The sequence below is a fragment of the Pseudomonas sp. DW-iso17 genome (assembly GCF_058725345.1).
The window spans coordinates 222,819-241,430 of the sequence record NZ_JBZXEA010000021.1 but is presented as its reverse complement, the minus strand read 5'-3'; the positions used below and the strand labels follow the sequence as shown (position 1 = coordinate 241,430).

The window sequence follows — 18,612 nt, the reverse complement described above, 5'->3', positions numbered from 1 at the left end:
TTGCCGCATAGGCGCTAATCACATTCATAAGGCGTGTTTCTGCCGGCCGGCCCAGGGCGCCAGCATAAAGCTGAACGCCAGGCCCAGGCTGACCGACAAGCCGAAATTACTCACGGCCGGTGTACTGGAGACCGCCAGCAGGCCGAACGACAACCAAGTCGTCAGCGCTGCCAGCAGTGTTCCCAACAGGCTGACGGCAGGGCCGCCGATCTGCTCGCGCATCAAAATCGCATAGTCGACGCTGATGGCCGTCACCAGCAACAGGCCAAACAGGCTGAACAGGGTCAGTGGCTGGCCCAGCCAACCGAGGCTCGCCAGGCTGCACAGCGCGGCCAGCAGCGGCAGGGCGACGATACGCAAGGCGCCGCCAACGCCGAAGGGCGCAATCAGCAATAGCACGATCAGCACGCAAGACAGCAACTTCAATTCGGCAGCGCTGATCTGCGTGTCGGCAAATACGCGGTTCAAGTCGCCCAGGCGGTCGACCAGTTGCACACCGGGCAAGTCCAGCGCCTGCACCCGCAGCAGCGCCGGGTTGTTCAAGCCTTGCAGGCTGACCATGGCCGCTACGCCACCGTCCACCGGGCCCAGCCACAGCGTGCGCCACGGCTCGGCCAGCGGGCCTTGCAGTGCGGCGTCGATGTCTGCGGTAGGCAGCGCCTGCAATTGCGCCACTTCGGCTTGCAGGGCACTGAGGGGCACGCCGAGGTCCAGTAGCGGTTGCCAGTGTAGCGCCAGGTTGTTCAGCGCCTCGCGCAACTGTTGTTGTTCTGCGGGGAGGTTGACCAGTTGATTGAGCGCCAGGTAGCCCTGAAGCTTGTCCATCTGCACCAACTGGTCCAAGCGTTTGCCCAGGGCGGCCTGGCGTTCCAGCAACTGCTGCTGATTGTCCGCCCGCACCAGGAAAAACTGGCTGGTGGGCTGGAACCCGGTGATGCGCGCCACGGCCTGGGCTTCCTGCAGCAACTGCGGCGGCGCACCGATCCATTGGCGGATATCGTTTTTAGTGTTCAGTTGCCAGAGGCCCGCCGCGCAGAACAGCAGCACCCCCACCAGCAGTACCGAACTGGGCACGCGTTTGAGCAAGGCCGTGCGCAGCTGCCATAGGCTTTGGGCGACACGCAGCGGCCATTGCGCCGGGCGCAGTTCCACGCCCTTGAGCAGCGCGGGCAACAGGCACACGGCACACAAATAGGCACCGACCAAACCGGCAGCCGAAAACACCGCAATCTGGGTCAGCGCCGGGAACGGCGTCCAGGCCAGCGCCAGGTAGCCGATAGCGCTGGTGGCCAGGCTCAGGCTCAGCCCTGGCAGGGTCAGGCGCAACGCCGGCCAACTGCGCCACGGCTGCAGGCTCCAGCTTTTGGACAGGTAGTGCAGTGGGTAATCCACCGCCACGCCGATCAGGCTGGAACCCAGCACCAGGGTCATCACATGCATATGCCCAAACAGCGCCACACATGCCACCGCGCCAAACAGCATGCCCACCAGTACCGGCACGAACGCCAGCAGCACCCGCCAGCGTCGGAACGCCAGCAGCAGCAATAACAGGATGCCCAGGGTGGCGCCGCCGCCGACCCAGGTCATTTCCCGCGTGGCCTGCTGTTGCCCGTTGGCCGCATAGAGCAAACCGCTGGCGGCGAGCAGTTGCGCGCCGTGTGCGCTGGCTTGCTCGCGGCTGGCCTTCAGCAAGTCCGCCACTTGCAGCGGCAGCTTCATGTCGAAGGCGTTGCCGGTAGTGCGCGCTCGCAGTAGCACCCAACTCTTGCCGTCGGCATCGGCGATCAAGGCGCCGCTGCCGATGTCCATTTGCACCGCACCGTGTTGCGGCTGGCTGTTCTGGATGCGCCCGGTCAGGCCGAGCCAATCGTCCTGGCTTGACACCAGGCTGAAGCCGGTGAAGGGGTCGAACAGCGATTGCACGCGTTGCTGGATGAACGCCTCAGGCTGCTGGATCAGTTGTTCGCGGTCCTTGGACGAGAGCATCGACAAACGCCCACGCAGCAGTTGTTCGCGCAACGCTGGCAAGTCGGCTTGCAGGTTCCACTGCACCTTTTCAAACAGGCCGCTGGCCTGCCAACGCTCACCCAGTTGCTGCGCCACGGCCACCGCTTGCTGGCGGTCGGCATGCCCCACCAGTACCAGCATTTCGCGGTTGAGCGGCTCTTGCATGCGCTGTTCGGCTTGCAGTTCCAAGGCGTCCGGCGTGCTGCCGGGCACCAGTTCCATCAGGTTGGCCGACAACGGCGCGCCATCACGCCACTGCCAGCCTGCCAGGGCCAGCACGGCCACCAGCAAGGTCAGGAACAGGCGCGGCAGCAGGCGCTCACTGGGCAAAGTCGTGTTGCTCCGCATTGCTCAACGGCTGGTCGGCGGTATTGTCCTGCATGCGCAACAGCGTGCTGTCGCCTTGGGTTTCCAGCAGTTCAATGGTGCGCACCAGTGCGCCGCCGTCGATATTGATCTGGGTGAAGACTTGCTTGAGCAGCAGTGAGCGTGGGGTCAGCGTGAGCTTCCATTGTTGGGCCTCGCCTTGCAGTTGCAGGTCGAAGTCGCGCTGCAGGCCACTGCTGTCGCCCTGCAGTACTGCCAGGAACAAACGATTCTGTTCGGCGCCGGCACTCTTGTTTGGCAGTAGTTGCCAGCCATTGGCATCGCGGCGGGCAATGCCCTGGGCTGTAATGCGGTAGTCCTGTTGCAGCGGGGTTTTCAACAGCCACAGCAGGCCGTGATCCTTGGCGAGCACGAAGGTGCCTTTGCTCACCAGTGGCTGGGGCAGGGCACGCAGGTGTTTTTCCTGGATGAAGTTGCCGTGGATCACGGAGGGTTTGGCAAGCTGATCGCTCAACTGCTGGAGGTCGAAGGCGTGGGCGCTGAAGCTCAGCAACAACGCGATCAATGTGGGAGCGGGCTTGCCCGCGAAGAACCTGAGGGCGCTGCGCAGCGTCAGGCGACCTGCGTTATCGTTAACGTCCATCGCGGGCAAGCCCGCTCCCACAGGGGATCTCATTTCAAGGCTCTCTCTACGGCGTCGGTGAAGACTTTGGGCGAGGCCAGCTGCATTTCGCGGCTGGCGATTTCCACCGCTACTTGCACGGTGCTGGCGCGGGTCAAGCGTTCGCCGCTGGCCAGGTCGGTAATCAGGTAGTTCACCTTCAAACGGTTCTCCCATTCCACCAGGCTGGCGCGCACATTGATGGTCTGGCCGAAGGTCGCGCCGCGTACATAGCGTAGCTGCATGTCGATCACTGGCCAGGCGTAGCCGGCTTCGAGCATCGCCGTGTAGTTATGGCCGATCTTGTCCAGCAACGCACAGCGCGCCACTTCCAGGTACTTCACGTAGTGCCCGTGCCACACCACGTTCATGGTGTCGATGTCGAAAAACGGCACGAGGATTTCAGTGTCGCTGTGCAACACGCCGGGGCTACGCATGCAGCCTCCAGTGTTGCGCGGCGATGCGTTGCAGGCACAGGCGCAGTTCGCCTTCCAAGGCGCGGTCTTCGATGACCGGCGCAAAATCCTGGGCCAGTTCCGCGTGCATCGCGGCCAGTGCCGGTGGCAGTGGGCGGGCATCCTCGGCCTGGGCGCGCAGCCACACGCCCTGGTTGGCGGCGAGCAGGGTCGCGGCGGCCACCTGTTCGGTCAACTCCAGCACGCGGATCGCATCGCGGGCAGCGATGGTGCCCATGCTCACCTTGTCCTGGTTGTGGCACTCGGTAGAGCGTGAGAACACGCTGGCCGGCATGGTGTTTTTCAGCGCTTCGGCGGTCCAGGCGCTGGTGCCGATCTGCACGGCCTTGAAGCCATGGTTGATCATTGCACGATCAGCCGGGGCGCCCGACAGGTTACTCGGCAGGCCATGGTTGTAGCGCACATCCACCAACAGTGCGAGCTGGCGGTCGAGCAGGTCGGCAACGTTGGCGACCAAGGTCTTGAGGCTGTCCATGGCGAAGGCGATATGCCCGCCGTAGAAGTGCCCGCCATGCAGCACACGTTCTTCTTCGGCGTCGATGATCGGGTTGTCGTTGGCGCTGTTCAGTTCGATCTCGATGAACGCGCGCAGCCAGTTCAGGCTGTCCGCCAATACGCCGAGCACGTGGGGCGCGCAGCGCAAAGAATAACGGTCTTGCAGGCGATGCAGGGGGGCGGTGGGCGCGTCGATGGCCAGGTCCTTGCGCAGCCACGCGGCCACTTGCATCTGCCCAGGGTGTGGCTTGGCGGCGAACAGGCGCTCGTCGAAGTGTTCCGGGTTGCCTTGCAGGGCCACCACATTGAGCGCGGTGATGCGCGTGGCCAGTTGCAACAGATAGTCGGCGCGGGCGAAGGCCAGGCAGGCCAGGCCGGTCATCACCGCGGTGCCGTTCATCAGTGCCAGGGCTTCCTTGGGGCGCAGGACCAACGGCTCCCAGCCCAGCTCGCGGTGCACGTCGGCCGCCGGACGGCGTTCACCACGGAATAGCACCTCGCGCTCGCCGGACAAGGTCGCGGCCACGTAGGACAGCGGCGTCAGATCACCACTGGCACCCACCGAGCCTTCTTCCGGGATCAGTGGCAGCACATCGTGTTCGAGGAAGGCGTGCAAGCGCTCCAGCAGCTCCACGCGTACGCCCGATACGCCATGGCACAGCGACTGCAAACGCGCCGCCAGCACGGCACGGGTGGCTTGGGCGTCGAGCAACGTGCCCAGGCCGCAACCGTGAAAGGTGTACAGATGACGCGGCAAGGCTTCGACGTGCTCCAGCGGCACCGCCACTACGCAGGAGTCGCCGTAGCCGGTGGTCACGCCGTAGATCACGCCTTCCTTGTCCAGCAGCGAGTCGAGGAACTGCGCGCCCTTGGCGATGCGTTGGCGGTACGCGGCATCGTCCTGCAGGCGAGTGGGTACCTGGCGGTTGGCCAGGGCCAGCACGTCTTCGATGCGCAGGGGGCGTTCACCAAAGGTGATGGGCTCAAGAGGCGTCGTCATCGGTCTTCCAGAAAGGGTAAAAGTTGAACCATTGTTGGGGCGCTTGCAGGCAGAACTGGCCCAAGCGTGCGGCGTAGCGGGCGGTCCACAGGGCGATGACCTGCTCGCGGGTACTGCGCTTCCACTCGATCAAATCGGCAAAGGGCTCGATAGTCAGGCGATAGCGGCCCTGGTGCTTAAGACACATCAGCAGATTGACCGGGCACTTGAGCAAGCCCGCCAGCAGCCATGGGCCTTGGGGAAATGCCGCCGTATGGCCGAGGAAGTCCACGCGCACCGTACGCCCGCCGTGCAGCGGGATGCGGTCGCCGGCAATCGCCAGCCACTCGCCATCGTCCAGGCGCTGGCTGAGCAGCAGCATGGTGGCCGGGTCCAGTTCGCTCACCTGAATCAGGCGCAAATGGGTCGCGCCGGCCTCGCCCAGCAGGCGGTTGAAACGCTCGGCGTGCTTGGTGTGCACCAGCACATTCATGGTGACCTGCTCACCAATCTCCGCGAGGGCGCGGCACACTTCCAGGTTACCCAGGTGCGCACCCACCAACATCTGCCCGCGCTCGCCACGCAGTTGACTGCGCAACTGCGCCGGGTCGTTGATCTCGATTTGCTCCAGGCGCAGCTTGCCGTTCCACACGTCCAGCTTGTCCAGCAGCGAATCGGCGAAGGCCATGAACTGGGCAAAGACGGTGCGGTGGCTCGGCAGCAAGTCATCGCGCCCGCTCCATTGCGCCAGCCGCTGCTGGTATTGCCACGCGCTGTGGCGTGCGGTGCGGCCGAACAGGAAGAAGTAAAAGACGATGCTGTAGAGCAACGGGCTCAATAGGCGACGGCCGAGGACTTTGACCGCGACCGCGGTGAATTTCATCAGCCAGAAGCTGCCGCGTTCCTCGCGGTCGGCCCAATGTTTGGTGCTGTCGTTCATGCTTGCCACCGTCGCCACAGGATCATCGGCGCACGCACGAGCATGCCGAAGAACAACCGTGTGTGCATGGCGCTGATGCGTAGGTTGTCACGCAACAAGCGAAAGTGCGACAGGCCGTCGGCGGGGTAGTGCACCTGGGTGGGCAGCCAGCGCATAGGCTGGTTGCGCCAGGCCAGGCGTACCAGGATGTCCGAGTCGAAATCCATGTGCGTGCCGATGTAGGCCGAGTCCATCAGCGCCAGGGTCGGCGCCAGCGGGTACACGCGAAAGCCGCACATCGAGTCGCGAATCTCAAGCGACAGGGTATTGATCCACACCCACACGTGGGTCAGGTAACGTGCGTACAGGCGACCCTTGGGCACGCTGTCGTCGTATTCGGGGTAGCCGCAGATAACGGCGTCGGGATGCTGGCGTGAGGTGTGGATAAAGGTCTCGACTTCGCGCAGGTCGTGCTGACCATCGGCGTCCACTTGCAGGGCGTGGGTGTAGCCCAGGCGCGCTGCCTCGCGAAAGCCGGCCATCACGGCGGCGCCCTTGCCCTGGTTGCTGGGCAGGGTCAGCAGGGTGACGTTGTCCAGCGTCGCCAGGTGCGCCAGCACGGCTGCGCAGGCGGCGCTGCTGCCATCGTCCACCAAGAGGCAGGGCAGGCCGCTTTTCAGCACACTGTGGACCACGGCCGGCACGGCGGCTTCGTGGTTGTACACCGGGATTAAAGCGCAGGGGTTATGCATGATGGGGGGCAACCGATACACCGCGCCGCCTGCATCGCAGGCAAGCCAGCTCCCACATTGGATTTGCTGTGCACACAAGATTGTTGGCCGACACTGATCCAGTGTGGGAGCGGGTTTGCCCGCGATTGAGCACGAAGTGCTCACCCGGCTTATGCATGCGCGGCCTCCAGCACGATCCGCCCGCTTGAGCACGCCGCAACCCCATTGCGATAGGCGAAGTACAGTTTGCTACGCTCCCGATCAAAGCGCAGGTGCAGTTCGATGTGATCGCCCGGGCGCACCAGTTGCTGGAACTTGAGCACTTCCATGCCGGCGAACCGGGTTGGCAGGTCGAGCAATTGCTGGCCCAGGTTGAACGCCCATTCCACCTGCACCACCCCCGGCAATACTGGGGTGACCGGGAAGTGCCCGCTGAAATAGGCCAGGTCCGGTGGGATGCTCAGTTGCAAGGTCCATTCACCTTCGGTTTCGACTTGCGCCAACACCTCTGGGCCCTTGGGGCGAGGCGCCAGCAACAAGGCTTCGACATCGGCCTGAGGCAGCTTGCCCTGGCTGTTCAGCGGCAGTTGGCGCAGCAAGCGCCAGCGGCGCGGCAAGGCCAGGGCCTCGCAATGTTGGCTCAAGTGCTGGCGCAAGGTTTGGGTGAGCGTGCGGCGGCCCTGGTTGCGCAGGGCATGCAAGCCATCGCTGCTGAGCACCACCAGCGCGCCGAGGGAGGCGCGGTTTTCCTGCACCACGCCCAAGCGGGTTTCGGCGACCCACGGGTGGGTCATCAACGCCTGTTCGAGCATCGGCAGGGAGATGCGTTTCTCTTCCAGCTTGACGATACGGTCCAGGCGGCCCAGCAACTCAAAACGGCCATCGGCATGGATGCGTGCAGCGTCGGCAGTCTGTTCGATGTGCCCTTCGGGCAGGTATTTTGATGCGATACGCAGAGCGCCGTCGGCATCCTGGCTCAGTTGTACATCGGCAAACGGCTGCCAGGGTTGCGCACCCTGGCGCCAGGCGATGCCGCCGGTTTCCGAGCTGCCGAGGATTTCCGTCGGCCATTGCTGTAAACGGTCGTAGAGGCTGCCGGCAGCTTCAATCGGCAATGCACCGCCGGAGGAAAACACTCGCGCAACCTGGCTCAGTGCCGGCCAGTCGAGGTTGTCGCCCATGCGCTTGAGCAACGCCGGGCTGGCCACCCAGGCAAATTGCCGGTGCTCTCGGCTGGCGCGCTGCATGTCTTCGGGGAACGCCAGTTGTTTGCGCACAAAGGTGCGACCTGCGCACAGCGGCCACAGCACGCGAAACAGCAAGCCGTAGATATGCTGGGTGGCGACACTGCCGATGATGCAGGCGTCCTTGAGGTCTTTGCCCCACAGGGCCTCCAGCGCCTCTACTTCATTGGCCAACTGGCGCAGGGACTTGTCGATGCGCTTGGGCTCGCCGCTGGAGCCGGAGGTGCACAGGCTCAGTTGGCAAGTGTCCAGGTCGAGGGCGGCGGCGCTCAAGGGCACTTGATACAGCGCGTCCAGGTCGCTGGCTTCGACCAGCCAGGCATCCACGGCAGTGGCCCAGCGTTGGCGCGTCTGGGGTTGCAGGTCGGCGGGCAGCAGCACGCTCGCGCCTGCGCGCCAGGCGCCCAGCAGCGCAATCGCCAGCAGCCCGGCGTCTTCCAGGTGCACGGCCAGGCGCCGGATACCCCGGGCTTGCAGGCCCGCCGCCAGGCTCAGCGACTGCTCCCACAGTTGCGCGTGGTTCATGAGGGGCTCGGTGGTCACCCCGCGATCTTGCAGTGGCTCAAGCAGCAAATGCTCAAGTTTCAACCCTTTCATACGCGGCCTCGAACCCTTTGTCGTACCAGCCATTCCACGGCAAACAACAGCCCCATCAGCCCGTAGGCGATCAGGCCGTTGTACAACGTCCACCAGCTCAGCGGCGCCCACAGGGTGAGCGCGGCGGCGAGCAGGCCATTACAGAGAAAAAACACACTCCACACCAGGGTGACCCGGCGGGTATACACCACCCCGTGGGGCGGCAGGTGCGGGTCGGTCATGCGTGCCAGGCGCTCGACCATCGGCGGGCCGTATTTCAGGCTCAGGCCGAACAGCGCCAGCATGAACCCGCTGACCAGGCTCGGGTACCAGCGCAGCCACTGCGGGTTATCGAACCATGCCAGTGCCAGGCAAAACACGATCACCACCACCGCCATCCAACGGCTGCCCGGGCGCCGCGCAGCGGTGAGCGCGCGCAACAGCCACAGGCTGCCCAGCAGCAAGCCGAACTGCCAGGGTGCAAAATGCTCGGTGCCGTAATACACGGCGAAGGGGTACAGCAGCCCCGCCAATAACAGGCCAAGGCCGATCAGCCGGCTCATGCGGCGGGCTGGACCAGACGGTACACCGCCTCTACCACGTCGTTCACCGTGCGTACCGCCTTGAACTCTTCGGCGGCAATTTTCTTGCCGGTCTGGCGCTTGATGTGGTCGATCAGGTCCACGGCGTCGATGCTGTCGATTTCCAGGTCCTGGTACAGGTTGGCGTCGAGGGTGACGCGTTCCGGGGGCAGTTCAAACAGTTCCACCAAGGCGTCGCGCAGGGTGTTGAAGATATCGTCACGAGTTTGCATGGTACGGTCTCAAGCTGCCTGTCGGGCCGTGACGAACGCCGCAAGGCTGGCCACGTTGGTGAAGTGATTGCGGGTGTCCTTGGCGTCGGCATCGATTTTGATGCCGTATTTTTTCTGGATCGCCAGGCCCAATTCCAGCGCATCGACCGAATCCAGGCCCAGGCCTTCGCCAAACAGGGTCTGGTCGCTGCCAATATCGTCGACGCTGATGTCTTCCAGGCCCAGGGCCTCGATGATCAGCGTCTTTATGTCGTGCTCAAGGCGGTGTTGGTCGCTCATCTTCGGCGAGCTCCTTAATGAAATAGTGATGCAGGTGATCGTTGAGCTTGCGTGAAGCCTGGGGCGCGGGCCCGACTGCGGCAAACGCTTGTGGCTCTATATCGGCGCCCACGCGCAAACTGAAGTGAAATCGACGGTGGGGGATGCGATACCAGGGTTCGGCCTTGGTCAGGGTGGTGGGGCTGACCTTGATCACCACTGGCGTGATGATTGTCGCACCACGCAGCGCAATGGCCGCACCGCCGCGATGAAAGGCCGGCGCCGCGCCCGGCGTGGTGCGGGTGCCTTCGGGAAAGATGATCAGCGTCTGGCCGGCGCGCAGGGCGTCGGCTGCGGCATCGAGCATGTCGGCACTGCCGTCATTGCTGATATAGCCGGCATCGCGCACCGGGCTGCGGGTGAACGGGTTCTGGAACAGGCTCTGCTTGACCACGCAGTTGGTCTGGCGCATCAGGCCGATCAGGAACACCACGTCGATCAGCGACGGGTGGTTGGCGACGATCATCTGGCCAGGGCGGCCAAGCTTTTCGGCACCCTCGACGCGGTACGTGAGAATGCCCAGGCCCTTCATCAGGCGAATGAAAAACCAGAACAGGCAACTGATGGTGTGGCGTGCGCGCCGTTGATGCTGGCTGGCGTCGCCCGGCAGGCAACTGAGCAACGGAAATACCAGCAAACGCAGGCACAGCCCGCCGATGCCAAACAGGCAAAAGCTGAGGGCCGTGGCGAACAGGCGCCAATAATAGGCCTGCCGTGGCTTGTGGGTCAGGGCTTGCGTTGCCAGTTCCATACTCGGTTCTTCCAGGCATGTTGGCAGGCGCCCTGTTCGGTCAGCAGGGTGCGCAGCAGGTTCAGGGCGTGGGGCCACTGGGTTTGAGTGAGTTGGACAGTGCCGGTGGTGAGTTCCAGTTGCCACTCGTCGCCCGGCGTGAGCAACAGGCCGAGGGCGTAGGGGAAGGGCACATCCCTAATCCAGCTGGCGTAGGCGTGGGGCGGTTGTTCTTCGGTGATCACCAGCAATACGGCGGCGGCGCCTTCGTTGAGCAATGCGGCGGCTTCGAGCAGGCCGTGTTCGAGGCCATCGCCGGCGGCGGCGAGGGCGGTCATCTCGCTGGTTTCATTGCGCAGGATCGACCACAGGCCAATCACCGCGTTATGCACCGACAGGCTGAACTGAGTGGGCGACAGCGGCTGCTCGTTGGCCAGGTCACTGAGGATGTCCAGGGTGCGCGGGGTTTCGCCGTGGCGGGAAATAAACACCAGTGGCAGGTCTTCAAGGCCCTCGGCCAGCGGCCAGCCGACGCTGAACGCCATGCGCGCCAGCCGGCTCAGACGGCGGCGCTGCATGGCTGGCAAAAATGACACATCGGGGGACGCTTCGCTGACAGGCGGCAACACCGGGTCCCGGCACCAGGCGTACCAGTCGTCCGCACTCGCAAGGCCAGGAGCCCAGGCGCGCCATTGGGCGATGCTGAAGTTGATCACTGAGAAGTTATCCCGCCCCTGCGGGCTTCCATGTGCGGCCAATGGCCCCGGATTCCGGGACAGGGAGCAATGGCCGTATGGCGCGCATTATCCCGGTGCCGTGGGGTTCTAGCAAATAGTGGTGAAAGTTTGTTCACTATTGATCACAAATAAGTTGGAAGAATTTGCAGATTATCGGCGATCAAAGGCCGGACTCGATCGTTACGCGGTTTCCATTCATTTGTGAGCCAGACAGCGCGCAAGGATGAACAAGGTAGCTAACCGGCGCTTTTGCGCTCTACACTCGGGGGATTCATTGATACACGGAGGTTTTTCCATGCGGCGCGTGGTGTTCAATCAAAAAGGCGGTGTGGGCAAGTCCAGCATCGCCTGCAACCTGGCGGCGGTCAGCGCCAGCGAAGGTTATCGAACCCTGTTGGTGGACCTCGATGCACAGGCCAACTCAACCCAGTACCTCACCGGGCTGACGGGTGACGACATCCCCATGGGGATCGCGGATTTTTTCAAGCAGACGTTGTCTTCCGGGCCGTTTTCGAAGAAGAACAAGGTGGATATCTACGAAACGCCGTTCGACAACCTGCACGTGATCACCGCCACCGCCGAGCTGGCAGACCTGCAGCCCAAGCTCGAAGCCAAGCACAAAATCAACAAGCTGCGAAAGCTGCTGGATGAGCTGAGCGAGGATTACGACCGCATTTACCTGGATACGCCTCCGGCCTTGAACTTCTATGCGGTTTCGGCGCTGATTGCCGCTGATCGGGTGCTGATCCCCTTCGACTGCGACAGCTTCTCGCGCCAGGCTTTGTATGGCCTGCTAGCAGAGATCGAAGAATTGAAGGACGACCATAACGAAGGCCTGGAAGTGGAAGGCATCGTGGTCAACCAATTCCAGGCACGGGCGAGCCTGCCGCAGCAGATTCTCGATGAGTTGATTGCCGAAGGGCTGCCGGTACTGCCGGTGTACCTGGCCAGCTCCGTGCGTATGCGCGAGTCGCACCAGGAGAGCAAGCCGCTGATTCATCTGGACCCACGGCATAAGCTGACGCAGCAGTTTGTGGAGTTGCATAACTTACTTGAGAACGCCTGACCCCACAGGCAACACCGAACACTGTGGGAGCCGGGCTTGCCCGCGATGAGGGCGGCACATTGAGTCAATGTGTCGCCTGGAACACCGTTATCGCAGGCAAGCCAGCTCCCACAGTTTGGATTGCATGTCGGCAGGTGAGTTGGATTTGTCCCACAAGGTATGTAGGAAGGGGCTGGCAATGGGGCTTGTGCCTTGTAACCTTGCCTACAGCTACGCCAGAATCCGCCGGCTTGTGCGTCTGGATGGGCGTCTCTAAGGTTTGCCGGTCGCTGAATGTTCAGTGATCGGGTTTAGTAGCCCGACCGACCAAAGCATGTGCACCTGCTCCAAAAGCATGGCGTTTATCGCCTATCTGATGGTGGCTGTGCGCAGGGCACCTTCGGGTGCGCCGGTCTTTGCTTTGTTCCCCGGTCTACTAACCTGCGTACAGCTTCCACCCTTCGTTTAGTAGCGAAACGGTAGTGGCCCTATCAGGGAACAAATGCATGTCTATCCGTCTTTTCAATGTTTCACCCAACCTCCCCACCGAAACCCTCGTATTCAACAGCTACGAAACCTTCTCCTCGGTGCGCACCTTGCTGCTCAACCTGTCCAACGACCTCACCGGCGAACACCGCGACGTAGCGCTGGCCATCCACCAGTTAAGCGAACTGGGCGTCATGCTGGTCAGCCAGATGATGGACCGCGAAGCCCCGCTGACCTAACGCATGAAATGCATCTAATGTGGGAGCTGGCTTGCCTGCGATGGCATCACCTCGGTGTATCAGGCCGACCGAGTCGCCTGCATCGCAGGCAAGCCAGCTCCCACATTGACCGAGTTGATGGAGGGGGATGTTTACACCCCCTGGCTACGCAACCAACTCATCAACTGCGGCAACGGAAACGCCCCACTCTGGCGCGCCACTTCGCGGCCGTTCTTGAACAGGATCAAGCTGGGAATCGAGCGAATCCCCAGCTGAGCCGACAGCTGCTGGTTAGCCTCACTGTCCAGCTTCGCCAGCCGGCACTTGCCTTCCAACTGCCCGGCGGCCTGTTCGAATATCGGAGCAAACGACTTGCACGGCCCGCACCAGTCGGCCCACACATCGACCAGCAGCGGCAGGTCGCCCTTGATCTGGTTGGCATAGTCACCCTGTTTCAAATCAAAGGGTTTGTTCAGCAACACCGACTGCTTGCAACGCCCGCACTTGGGCGCATCAGCCAGGCGTTCGCCGGGGATGCGGTTGAGGCCGTTGCAATGTGGGCAGGGGATTACAAGAGATTCGGACATCGGGGGCTCCTTGGGGGCGGCTATTGGCTTCAATCTGGTGTCGGCGACGCGGTTTATCAACACGCGAAAAAAGGACAAAGCATGAACCACGCTCTAAAACTGGCCATTGAACATTGGCCTTACGTTGCAACGCTGCTGCGCAAACCCCAAACCGAGGATGATTATGGCGTCCTGGTCGAGGCGATTGATGAGCTGCTCGATATCACAGGAGAAGATGAAGACCATCCAATGAGTGGGCTACTTGACATCATTTCTGACTGGGTGGAGGCCTATGATCTGGAGCATCAGCGTATGCCTCAGATCTGATGAGCCTACTCACCGCAGAATAATCCGACCGTCTTTAGGACTTACGACGAACAACTAATCTCCAAATGCTTGCCCCAATCCGGCGGCCGTTGCGCGTACTGCTCCATCCCTGCTTGCTCCTCAAACGGCCTGGTCAACACTTCATGCAGCCGCCGGACTTCGCTGTAGTCGCCTGATTCGGCGGCGGCGATGGCGTTTTGGGCCAGGTAGTTGCGCAGGATATATAGCGGGTTGACCGCGTGCATGCGCTCACGGCGCTGTTCCTGGGTGTAATCCCCGTCCCGCGCCACGCGGGCCTTGTACTGCTCGGCCCAGGCGTCGAACCCGGCCAGGTCGACAAAGTCATCACGTAGCCGCGCCACGGCCAGAGCAGCGGGTTCATCGCCCAGGTGGCGCAAGAACAGCGTGTAGTCCACGCCGCTGTTCTGCATCAGCTTGAGCAAGCGCTCCACCAACTGCTGGTCGGCGTCTTCGGCGGTGGTCAGGCCCAGGCGGCGGCGCATCAAGTCCAGGTAGTGCGCTTGGTACAGCGGCAGGTACAGGCCGAGGGCTTCTTTGAGTGCGTCAACGCTGATAAACGGCGTGAGCGCCTGGGCCAAGGCGCTGAGGTTCCATTGCCCGATCGGCACCTGATTGCTGAAGGAGTAGCGGCCTTCATGATCGGAATGGTTGCAGATGAAGTGCGCGTCAAAATCATCGAGAAACGCGAAGGGCCCGAAGTCGAAGGTAATGCCCAGGATCGACATGTTGTCGGTGTTCATCACGCCGTGGCAAAAACCATAAGCCTGCCACTTGGCGATCATTTCGGCGTTGCGCTCGACGATCTCGCGGAACATCGCCAGGTAAGGCTCGGGTTGCTCGCGGCATTCGGGGTAGTGCAGGTTCAGCACGTGCTCGGCCAGTTCGGCCTGTTGCTCAGGCTTCTTGGTGTAATAGAAATATTCGAAGTGCCCGAAGCGAATATGGCTGTGGGCCAGGCGTAAAACCATCGCCCCGCGTTCCTGTTTCTCCCGCCATACCGGCGTGCTGGAACCGATCACGCACAGGGCGCGGCTGGTGGGGATGCCTAGCGCATGCAGGGCCTCGGAGGCGAGGAATTCACGAATCGAAGAGCGCAACACGGCACGCCCGTCGCCCATGCGCGAGTAAGGCGTCATCCCGGCGCCCTTGAGGTGTAAATCCCAATGCTCGCCGGCCTCGTTATAGACCTCGCCCAGCAATAACCCGCGGCCATCGCCCAACTGCGGGGTGTAGCCGCCGAATTGATGCCCGGAATACACCATCGCCCGTGGCTCGGCTTCGGCCCACAGTTTGTGGCCGCCAAACAGTTCGGCAAACACGGAGGTTTCGGCCACGGCCGGGTCGAGGTCGAGCAGCGCCATGGCGGCCTTGCTCGCTACCACCAGGCGCGGTTCGTCCAGGGGTTCGGGCAGAACGTGGGTTGAGAACGCATCGCCCAGGCGTGCGAAGCGATTGTCGAAGGTCAGTTCGTCGAGGGCTTTCACCGGCCATCTCCAGCAGAATGTCCGAGCATTCTGCTGGGGATAGGGCATTTAGTCGAGTTTGCTGGGTGGCGGCTCCGGCGCATCCACTACTTTGCCCGCAGGTGGCTCTGGGGCGTCGGGCTGGTCGACGGGCTGCACGATGGTCTTGCGCTCATCCTCGGCCGGCACCAGTTTGTATTCCTGGCCGTGGAGGTTTTTCAGGTAGATCTCCATCTGCCGGAACGAGATGTTGATGTGCTGTTTCTTGAACTCACGGTTGATAAAGCGGTTGACCTCGTCGAGCACCGGGTTGCGGTCGCCCAGGTCGCGCACGTGCATGCGCAGCTCGTGGTCCAGTGTGCTTTCGCCGAAGTTGAGGAAGTACACATGGGGTTCCGGTTCTTTCAGGACCCGAGGGTTTTCCCGAGCGGCCTTCAGTAACAGTTCCTTTACCAAGTCGAGGTCGGAGCCGTAGTCCACGCCGAGTTTGAGGGTCACCCGAGTGATGGTGTCGGTCAGCGACCAGTTGATCAACTGCCCGGTAATGAAGGTCTTGTTGGGGACAATGATGTCTTTATTGTCGAAGTCGGTAATGGTGGTGGCACGAATACGGATCTTGCTCACCGTACCCGACAGGTTGCCGATGGTAATGGTGTCGCCGATGCGCACCGGGCGTTCGAACAAAATCATGATGCCGGAGATGAAGTTGGCGAAGATCTCCTGCATACCGAAACCCAGGCCCACCGACAGCGCCGCCACCAGCCACTGCAGCTTGTCCCAGCTCACGCCGAGGGTAGACAGCGTGGTGACAAACCCCACGCCGGCAATGATGTAGGACAGCAAGGTGGTGGTGGCGTAGGCGCTGCCCTGGGCCAAGTCCAGCTTGGACAGCACCAGCACTTCCAGCAGGCCGGGCAGGTTGCGCGCCAGGGCGAAGGTGATACCGATGATAATCGACGCCCCCAGCAGGTCGCCGATGCTGATGGGCACCATGCTGATATTCGCACCGGTACCGCTGGTGTATTCGTACAGCGTGACGTTGTCCAGGTAGGAAAATACCGAGATCAGGTCCGACCACACCCAATACAACGCCGCGATAAAGCCACCGAGCAGGGCCAGGCGGATCAGGCGCATGGACTGTTCGTTGACCTGCTCGATGTCCAGGGTCGGCTCTTCGATCACCGCTTCGCCGTCACCGGCCTCCTTGGCTGCCTGGCGTTTGGCCAGGGCGCGGGCGTAGGCCAGGCGCCGTGCGGCAACACCCAGGCCGCGCACGAAGGTGGCTTCGATCACCAGCCAGAACATCAGCAGGTACAGGGTGTTGATCAGCCGGTCACTGAGTTTCAGCGCGGTGTAGTAATAGCCAAAGCACACGGCAATAAACAGCGCGATGGGCAGGGCGGTGAACACCACCCCGATCGCTTTGCGAAACAATGAGGCCTTTTCGTGGGTTGGGCTGTTCAGCAGCAGGCGGCCCAGCAGCCAGGCCATCAGCCCGTAACAGGTCAATACCACGGCGATACCCAACACGTCGTCAGCCAGCGCGGCCGGTTGATGTTCGGCAATTGCGACCACGGCCACCAACGCCAGTACCACCAGCCCGAGCTTGCGTATCCAGCCTTGCAGGAATTCGACCTGCGGCCTCTCCCAGCGAAAGTGCAGCTCCGCCACGCCGCCCGGCGCGAGGATGCGGTAGGCGGTGTAGAACACCAGCCAGGCTTGGGCGATCTGCAGCAAGGCCGCGCCCAGGTTGGCGTTTTGCCCGCGGGCGTCGATCTGCAACGCGTAGCCGCACAGCGCCAGGCCCAGGGCCACGGGCATCGCCAGCAGGATGTTGATCAGGATGGCCTGCGGCGTATGCCACTGGCTGTCGCGCTTGAAGTGGCCGATGTCCTGGTGAACCTTTTTCAGGCGCACATACAGCGCATTGCGCCGCCACAGCAGCGCGCCGATCAGCAACAGCAACGGCAGGAACAGCAGCGGGCGTTGGGTCAGGCCGTCATACAGCTCGCTGACGCTGGACGCCCAGGGCAGGGTGGTGACCTGCTTGCTCAGGTGCGCCGGTACGGTTTCCAGCCATTCGGTGTCCAGCGGCTTGTTGCTGGGGATCCAGAACATTTGCTCGTCGAGCGTGGCGCGCAGGGTGCTGGCGGTGCTGAGCAGTTGTTTCTGGTTCAGTTGCAGGGTGATGGATTCGTTGAGCAGTGCGCTCAGTTCGCGGCTCAGGCGTTCCAGCAGGTCGCTGCGGGTGATCGCCACTTCCAGCAGGGTGCGGCGCAGTTGCGGGGTGACTTCATCTGGCGGCTGGTTGGCCAGCAGGTTGTCCACATAGGCGCTGGGGGAGGTGATCAGCTCTCGCTGTTGGTTGACCTCGAACTGGTACAGGCGAATGTTGGCGATGTCGTCGGCCAGGTCTTTGTCCACGGTCAGACGCGGCAGGGCCTGCTTTTGTTTATAGAGAATCTTGGACAGCAGCAGGCTGCCCTTGAGCACGTTGATCTGCTCGTCCAGGGCCGAATCGCTTTGGGTCACGGTGTCCAGTTGCTGCTTGGTCTGCAGGTTTTTCTGGGTCAGGTCGTTGAGGCGGTCGGTGCTTTTGAGCAGGTAGTCGGACAGCTTCAGGTTGTCTGCGCTTTCCTTGGCCAGGATGCTGCTGCCGCCGGCTTTCTGCGCTTCGATGGACTGTTGGGTCACCGTCTGCTGGGACTGGGCCAGGCGTTTCTGGTTGATCAGGGTTTGCAGGTCCTGGATTTCCTGCTCCAGGCGTGCGGTTTTTTCCTGGATCAGGTCATGCTGGCTGTTGCCCAAATCTTGCAGCTGGCTGTTGCCGGCCAATTCCTGGCGGCGCAGGGGAATCAAGGCATTCAGGGCCGCCAGTTCGGCGTTGAGCTGGTTGCGCTGGTCGCTGCTGAGGGGCTTGCCGTTGTCTTTGCCAAGCTTGAGCGTCGCGTTGATTTGCTGGATGCGCGTCTGGCTGCTGCTGATTTCGGTCTGAGCGCGCTCGGGGCGGGTCTGGGCGGCGATGGTCAGGCTGTTGGCGTCGGCCAGTTCTTTTTGCAGGTCGCCTTGCTGGGTGCTGCGTTGCACCAATAACTGCTCAAGCTGCGGCACCGGCAGGCTGGCGTAGCGTTGGGCCACCGGAATGATTTTGGTGGCCTTGAGGCGCGCCAGCTCACGCTGGTTCTCATTGGTCTGGCGCGGGGCCTCTTCCAGCTGGCGCTTGAGGTCGGCCAGGCGCTGCTCGTAGTCCTGCTGATTGCCCAAGTAGGTCAGGGTCTGTTGCAGGGTCGCCTGCAGCGCCTTCATGTCGGCGTCAGGCAGCTTGCGGTCGGGCAGTTTATCCAGGCTTTGCTGGACGGCTTCGGCGCTGGGCGGGTCGGCGGCGTATACGCTGCCAACACAAAGGGTCAGGCCCAGCAGGGCAGTGGCGAGAAAAGTACGCAGGGTTGGCATAGAGACCGGTCTTGCAAAG

General features: G+C 62.4%; 18 protein-coding genes. 3 read left to right on the top strand and 15 right to left on the bottom strand.

What is annotated here, in order from left to right; genetic code table 11:
- Positions 1–24 precede the first annotated feature (24 nt).
- From AC4PS6_RS15480 to AC4PS6_RS15425, 12 genes are all read right to left on the bottom strand, one after another.
- Complete coding sequence (locus tag AC4PS6_RS15480; protein ID WP_014716595.1) at positions 25–2,355, bottom strand: MMPL family transporter; 2,331 nt, start codon at positions 2,353–2,355, stop codon at positions 25–27.
- Positions 2,327–3,010 (bottom strand): outer membrane lipoprotein carrier protein LolA, encoded by a 684-nt coding sequence (locus AC4PS6_RS15475; RefSeq protein WP_014716596.1) that lies wholly within the window; start codon positions 3,008–3,010, stop codon positions 2,327–2,329. The genes AC4PS6_RS15480 and AC4PS6_RS15475 overlap by 29 nt, the downstream gene beginning before the upstream one ends.
- Positions 3,007–3,432, bottom strand: coding sequence for an acyl-CoA thioesterase (locus AC4PS6_RS15470; RefSeq protein ID WP_003187940.1), 426 nt, complete (start codon positions 3,430–3,432; stop codon positions 3,007–3,009). The genes AC4PS6_RS15475 and AC4PS6_RS15470 overlap by 4 nt, the downstream gene beginning before the upstream one ends.
- Positions 3,425–4,966 (bottom strand): HAL/PAL/TAL family ammonia-lyase, encoded by a 1,542-nt coding sequence (locus AC4PS6_RS15465; protein ID WP_336826779.1) that lies wholly within the window; start codon positions 4,964–4,966, stop codon positions 3,425–3,427. Before AC4PS6_RS15465 ends, AC4PS6_RS15470 begins: the two co-directional genes overlap by 8 nt.
- A complete protein-coding gene (locus tag AC4PS6_RS15460) occupies positions 4,950–5,885 on the bottom strand; it encodes a lysophospholipid acyltransferase family protein (protein ID WP_014716599.1) in 936 nt (311 codons plus the stop codon). Before AC4PS6_RS15460 ends, AC4PS6_RS15465 begins: the two co-directional genes overlap by 17 nt.
- The gene (locus AC4PS6_RS15455) at positions 5,882–6,616 is read right to left on the bottom strand and encodes a glycosyltransferase family 2 protein (RefSeq protein WP_014716600.1); all 735 of its coding nucleotides are present in this window, start codon (positions 6,614–6,616) and stop codon (positions 5,882–5,884) included. The genes AC4PS6_RS15460 and AC4PS6_RS15455 overlap by 4 nt, the downstream gene beginning before the upstream one ends.
- 149 nt (positions 6,617–6,765) lie before the next feature.
- On the bottom strand, positions 6,766–8,436 hold the full coding sequence (locus tag AC4PS6_RS15450) for an acyl-CoA synthetase family protein (protein WP_106111097.1): 1,671 nt from the start codon (positions 8,434–8,436) through the stop codon (positions 6,766–6,768).
- Positions 8,433–8,978, bottom strand: coding sequence for a COG4648 family protein (locus tag AC4PS6_RS15445; protein WP_336826780.1), 546 nt, complete (start codon positions 8,976–8,978; stop codon positions 8,433–8,435). Before AC4PS6_RS15445 ends, AC4PS6_RS15450 begins: the two co-directional genes overlap by 4 nt.
- Positions 8,975–9,229: an acyl carrier protein gene (locus AC4PS6_RS15440; protein WP_003187949.1), complete on the bottom strand. Its 255-nt coding sequence runs from the start codon at positions 9,227–9,229 to the stop codon at positions 8,975–8,977. The genes AC4PS6_RS15445 and AC4PS6_RS15440 overlap by 4 nt, the downstream gene beginning before the upstream one ends.
- 9 nt (positions 9,230–9,238) lie before the next feature.
- Complete coding sequence (locus AC4PS6_RS15435; RefSeq protein WP_032904077.1) at positions 9,239–9,508, bottom strand: phosphopantetheine-binding protein; 270 nt, start codon at positions 9,506–9,508, stop codon at positions 9,239–9,241.
- Positions 9,486–10,298 carry a lysophospholipid acyltransferase family protein gene (locus tag AC4PS6_RS15430; RefSeq protein ID WP_020301661.1) on the bottom strand — a complete coding sequence of 271 codons (813 nt, stop codon included), beginning with the start codon at positions 10,296–10,298 and terminating at the stop codon, positions 9,486–9,488. Before AC4PS6_RS15430 ends, AC4PS6_RS15435 begins: the two co-directional genes overlap by 23 nt.
- Positions 10,274–10,993 (bottom strand): beta-ketoacyl synthase chain length factor, encoded by a 720-nt coding sequence (locus AC4PS6_RS15425; protein ID WP_336826781.1) that lies wholly within the window; start codon positions 10,991–10,993, stop codon positions 10,274–10,276. Before AC4PS6_RS15425 ends, AC4PS6_RS15430 begins: the two co-directional genes overlap by 25 nt.
- A 316-nt stretch (positions 10,994–11,309) precedes the next feature.
- On the opposite strand from AC4PS6_RS15425, the gene AC4PS6_RS15420 reads away from it, so the two are divergent.
- A complete protein-coding gene (locus tag AC4PS6_RS15420; protein ID WP_020301660.1) occupies positions 11,310–12,080 on the top strand; it encodes a ParA family protein in 771 nt (256 codons plus the stop codon).
- Positions 12,081–12,565: 485 nt separating this feature from the next.
- Positions 12,566–12,784 carry a DUF6124 family protein gene (locus AC4PS6_RS15415; protein WP_336826782.1) on the top strand — a complete coding sequence of 73 codons (219 nt, stop codon included), beginning with the start codon at positions 12,566–12,568 and terminating at the stop codon, positions 12,782–12,784.
- 131 nt (positions 12,785–12,915) lie between these two features.
- Here AC4PS6_RS15415 and trxC read toward each other — a convergent pair whose 3' ends face one another.
- Positions 12,916–13,350, bottom strand: a complete 435-nt coding sequence (gene trxC, locus AC4PS6_RS15410) for a thioredoxin TrxC (protein ID WP_336826783.1) — start codon at positions 13,348–13,350, stop codon at positions 12,916–12,918.
- A gap of 81 nt (positions 13,351–13,431) precedes the next feature.
- Between trxC and AC4PS6_RS15405 the strand changes: the two genes are divergently transcribed.
- Positions 13,432–13,656, top strand: a complete 225-nt coding sequence (locus tag AC4PS6_RS15405; protein WP_032904074.1) for a hypothetical protein — start codon at positions 13,432–13,434, stop codon at positions 13,654–13,656.
- Between the two features lie 41 nt (positions 13,657–13,697).
- Here AC4PS6_RS15405 and selO read toward each other — a convergent pair whose 3' ends face one another.
- On the bottom strand, positions 13,698–15,161 hold the full coding sequence (gene selO / locus AC4PS6_RS15400; protein ID WP_060767928.1) for a protein adenylyltransferase SelO: 1,464 nt from the start codon (positions 15,159–15,161) through the stop codon (positions 13,698–13,700).
- A 48-nt stretch (positions 15,162–15,209) separates the two neighbouring features.
- Complete coding sequence (gene mscK / locus AC4PS6_RS15395) at positions 15,210–18,593, bottom strand: mechanosensitive channel MscK (protein ID WP_014716611.1); 3,384 nt, start codon at positions 18,591–18,593, stop codon at positions 15,210–15,212.
- Between the last annotated feature and the right edge of the window lie 19 nt (positions 18,594–18,612).